Raw genomic sequence first — 561 nt, 5'->3', positions numbered from 1 at the left:
CATGTCAAAATTCGCCATTCTTCGGGTTCAGAAACTCAAATCGCCCAAGTCCGTCAGGGCGTCCATGAAGCACGCCTACCGAGAGCAGGATACGCCAAACGCTGACGCCACGAGAACGCCAGACAATGACCTGATCGGGCCGCAGAACGTCAAACAGGGCATGATCGCGTTCGAGAAGGCGCTACCTGAGAAGATCCGCAAGAACGCCGTCCAGTGCATCGAATACCTGGTCACGTCCTCACCTGGCGCGTTCGAGAACCGGAACGCTGACCAGGAGGCGTATTTGGGGTCACGACACGAAAGTGTATTTTACGTACGCTTAGTGTKAACACCTACAGAACCGCCAGCATTGGGGTTCAAGCGACAAGCAGGGATGCAGGCACCCGAAGCGGACGTAACGCGCCCGCTTCGGGCTGCTCATCGACATTCCAGCGATAGTCCCCTGTCAGAGAGATATGCTCCCAGCCGAGGGGTGCAATATGCCGCGCCAGGTCATCGGAAATGCCGAGCGTTGCGATGGCAGACTGAAGATAGCGCGTATTCCATAGGATAACCGCTGCC

The 561-nt window shown here is 57.0% G+C and carries 1 protein-coding gene and 1 pseudogene; one reads left to right on the top strand and one right to left on the bottom strand.

All coding sequences use genetic code 11. The features are described from left to right. Window position 1 precedes the first annotated feature (1 nt). A pseudogene (locus tag KP705_RS21470) lies at window positions 2–259 on the top strand (plasmid recombination protein); the annotation flags it as partial. Window positions 260–356: 97 nt separating this feature from the next. On the opposite strand, the gene KP705_RS20295 reads toward KP705_RS21470, so the two are convergent. Continuing rightward, window positions 357–561 (bottom strand): Tn3 family transposase (locus KP705_RS20295; RefSeq protein WP_252348435.1); only part of this gene is annotated, 205 nt, incomplete at its 5' end.

The organism is Gluconobacter sp. P1D12_c, from assembly GCF_018812105.1.
Lineage (GTDB): Bacteria > Pseudomonadota > Alphaproteobacteria > Acetobacterales > Acetobacteraceae > Gluconobacter > Gluconobacter oxydans_A.
This window is presented reverse-complemented; position numbering and strand designations above follow the sequence as displayed.